Raw genomic sequence first — 3,509 nt, 5'->3', positions numbered from 1 at the left:
CCCGCCGGGACTACATGGACGAGTCCGGCGGACGCTACGTCCATGTGATCGCCGACGGCGGCATGGGATCCTCCGGCGACATCGTCAAAGCCATCGCCATGGGCGCCGACGCCGTGATGCTGGGCAGCGCCCTGGCCCGCGCCGACGAAGCCCCCGGCAAGGGCTGGCACTGGGGCCAGGAAGCCCACCACCTCGAACTGCCCCGCGGCGACAGGGTCAACGTGGGAACAGTCGGGCCGCTCGAAGAGGTCCTGTTCGGGCCCGGCCACCACACCAACGGCACCTCCAACCTCGTCGGCGCGCTGCGCCGTTCAATGGCGACCACCGGCTACTCGGACCTGAAGGAATTCCAGCGCGTCGACGTCGTCGTCTCGCCGTACGCCGGCAACTGAAACCGCGCGCGGGCCGTTGAGGGCCCTGCCCATCCGGGAAACTTGGACGTAGTCTGGTGCCCTACGAGGTTTGATCCGGATGGAGGCGTGACATGAACAGTTTTCCCGGCGGTTCTGCCGAGGCCGGAGGTGCCCTCGGGCCAGCGGCCCGCGAGGCTTCAATCACTGTGCTCAGGGGCAGCACCGCCCCCGGCAAAGAGCTCGACATCCTCATCGTGGGCGGAGGCATCGTGGGTGCCGGCGCCGCCCTCGACGCCGTGACCCGCGGGCTCAGTGTGGGCATCGTCGAGGCCAACGACTGGGCCGCGGGGACGTCGTCGCGGTCCTCGAAACTCATCCACGGTGGCCTCCGGTACCTCGAAATGCTCGACTTCGGCCTGGTCAAAGAGGCACTGCATGAGCGCGGCCTCATTCTCTCCGTCCTGGCGCCGCACCTGGCCCGGCCCGTCCCGTTCCTGTACCCGCTCCACAAACCGTTCCTGGAGCGGCCCTATGTCGGCGCCGGAATCGCCCTGTACGACGCGATGTCCATCACCGGCGGGCACAGCCGCGGCGTCCCCTTCCACAAGCACCTGTCCCGGCGAGGGACCCTGCGCGCCGCCCCCAGCCTCAAGGACGACGCCTTCGTCGGATCCATCCGCTACTACGACGGACAGGTCGACGACGCCAAGTACGTCGCCAACCTCGTGAGGACCGCGGCGCACTATGGCGCCCACGCGGTCAACCAGATGTCGGTTGTGGACTTCGTGCGCGAGGGCGAACGCGTGGTCGGCGCCAAGGTGGTCAACCATGAGGACGGCTCCAGCTTCAAAATCCGGGCCAAACAGGTCATCAACGCCACCGGGGTCTGGACCGACGAGACCCAGGCCATGGTGACAGACCGCGGGCAGCTCAAGGTGCGGGCGTCCAAGGGCATCCACCTCGTGGTGCCCCGCGACCGGATCCAGTCCACGGTGGGGCTGATCCTGCGGACCGAGAAATCCGTGCTCTTCGTGATCCCCTGGGGCAGGCACTGGATCATCGGGACCACTGACACCGACTGGCACCTCGACAAGGCCCACCCCGCGGCTTCCAGCAAGGACATCGACTACCTGCTCGAGCACGTCAACAAGGTCCTCAAGCGCCCGCTGACCCGCGAGGACGTCGAGGGCGTCTACGCGGGGCTGCGGCCGCTGCTGGCCGGGGAAAGCGATTCCACCGCGAAGCTCTCCCGCGAGCACGTGGTCGCCCACCCCGTGCCGGGTCTCGTGGTGGTGGCGGGCGGTAAATGGACCACCTACCGGGTCATGGCCAAGGACGCGGTCGACGAGGCGACGCGCAGCATGGACGAGCGTGTCCCGGCCAGCTGCACGGAATCCGTCCCGTTGCTGGGGGCGAGCGGTTTCAAGGCCGCGTGGAACCAGCGGAACCGGATGGCGGAGGAGACCGGCGTCCACGTTGCCCGGATCGAACACCTCCTCAACCGCTACGGCGCCATGACGCCGGAGGTTCTGGCGCTCATCGCTGACAGCCCGGAATTGGCCGAACCGTTGCCGGGCGCTGACGACTACCTGGCTGCCGAAGCCGTCTACGCGGCCACGCACGAGGGCGCCCGGCATGTCCAGGACGTCCTGACCCGCCGCACCCGGATTTCGATTGAAGCGTGGGACCGCGGTGTGTCCGCCGCTCCGGTAGTCGCTAAACTAATGGGAGACGTTCTCGGCTGGAGTGATGCGCAGCGCGAGGGCGAAATCAAGCACTATCTGGCCCGGGTTGATGCCGAGCGCCTGAGCCAACAGCAGCCGGACGACGAATCCGCCGACGCCGCACGGCTGGGCGTGGAGGACATTGTGCCCCTGCGCTAAGACTCAGCGCCGGCCGGCAGTGCAGGATTACAACGCTAGTCATTGGACTGCCGGCCGGCGTCACTGACGCCACTTCGAAGGGACATCTCTTGGCGGAACCACTGGACCGGTACGACGCCGAGCTCACCACACCCGAGATGGTGATCCTTGAAATGGATGCCACGGACAAGCTCGACGCCACTGCCCAGCTCGCGGAACGCATGCATGCTGCCGGGCGTATCTCCGATCTCGAGGGCTTCCTCAAGCAGGTCAATGCCCGGGAGCATCAGCTCGCCACCGGCCTGCCCGGCGGTGTCGGCCTGCCACACGCCCGCAGCGAGCTCGTGTCACAGACATCCATCGCGGTCGGCATCACGAAGTACGGCAGGGCGCTGGACTTCGGCGCGGCCGACGGCCCGGCCACAGTGATTCTGCTCATCGCCACCCCGGCGAGCTCCTTTTCCGATCACCTCGAAGTGCTCGCGACGCTGGCACGCTCACTGTCGAAAGAGTCCTTCCGCGAATCGCTCCGCCGCGCCTACGACGCCGAAGTGATCGCCGAACTGATCAATTCCAGCCTGGTGTTCTTCGACCACTGAGATTGGGGCAGGCCCTTTCGTGTCGACTCCGTCGCCACGCAGGGACCCGGCGGCCCCACTCTCGATGGCCCGTTTCGCTGTTCTACACAGGGACGAAGTACCTTTAAGGGGTGCTGAAAACTGCCCTCAAACCCCGCTGGATCGCAGGACTCGTGTTCGCGATCGCCATTTCCGGGGTCTTTGTGCTGCTCAGCCAGTGGCAATTCGGCCGCTCAACGCAGGCCGAAGCCCCGGTCTCCACCACAACGGAGCAAACGCGGCAGCTCACCTCGGTCCTGCAACCGGGTGGGTTCTTCCCCGGATCCGTGGCTGACCAGATGGTCTCCGCCACCGGCAGCTACGACCCCCAGAAGCAGGTCCTCGTCCCCGGCCGACTCAATGACGGTGCGAAGGGCTACTGGATCGTATCGGCCTTCGCCGTCAAGGATGCCCCGGCCCTGAAAGGCGGCGGGGCCACACCGCAGACCTGGATTCCGGTCGCACGCGGCTGGGTCGCGGATCCCGCGGACGCCGTGGCGCCGCCGTCGGGCACCATCGAACTGACCGGGCGGCTGTTGCCGTCCGAGTCCCCGCTGCCGCGGACGGATCCCGGACCCGGCCTCGCCAGCGCCGTCTCGGTTGCCGAACTCATCAACGACTGGAACGTCAGCAGCTACCCGGGCTTTGTCGCAGCGACCACCGAACTGGCCGGCGGC

At 67.3% G+C, this 3,509-nt stretch carries 4 protein-coding genes; all 4 read left to right on the top strand.

Annotated features, from left to right (window positions below):
• Nucleotides 1-392, top strand: a 392-nt coding sequence (locus tag Y706_RS27840) for an IMP dehydrogenase (RefSeq protein WP_043434896.1), incomplete at its 5' end; no start/stop codon positions are given.
• Between the two features lie 92 nt (nucleotides 393-484).
• Nucleotides 485-2,236, top strand: a complete 1,752-nt coding sequence (locus Y706_RS0105190; RefSeq protein WP_028275740.1) for a glycerol-3-phosphate dehydrogenase/oxidase — start codon at nucleotides 485-487, stop codon at nucleotides 2,234-2,236.
• 89 nt (nucleotides 2,237-2,325) lie between these two features.
• Nucleotides 2,326-2,814 carry a PTS sugar transporter subunit IIA gene (locus Y706_RS0105185; protein WP_028275739.1) on the top strand — a complete coding sequence of 163 codons (489 nt, stop codon included), beginning with the start codon at nucleotides 2,326-2,328 and terminating at the stop codon, nucleotides 2,812-2,814.
• A 110-nt stretch (nucleotides 2,815-2,924) separates the two neighbouring features.
• Nucleotides 2,925-3,509: SURF1 family protein (locus Y706_RS27835; protein ID WP_043434893.1), on the top strand; the 585-nt coding region annotated here is incomplete at its 3' end.

It is taken from the genome of Arthrobacter sp. I3, from assembly GCF_000520575.1.
GTDB classification, from domain to species: Bacteria; Actinomycetota; Actinomycetes; order Actinomycetales; family Micrococcaceae; genus Arthrobacter; species Arthrobacter humicola_A.
Note: the sequence above shows the minus strand (reverse complement) of the source record. Positions and strands in the feature narration are given on the sequence as shown.

Excerpts from the sequence above, each read along its gene's own strand:
- Y706_RS0105190 (WP_028275740.1), top strand. The coding sequence starts at position 485 with ATGAACAGTTTTCCCGGCGGTTCTGCCGAGGCCGGAGGTGCCCTCGGG.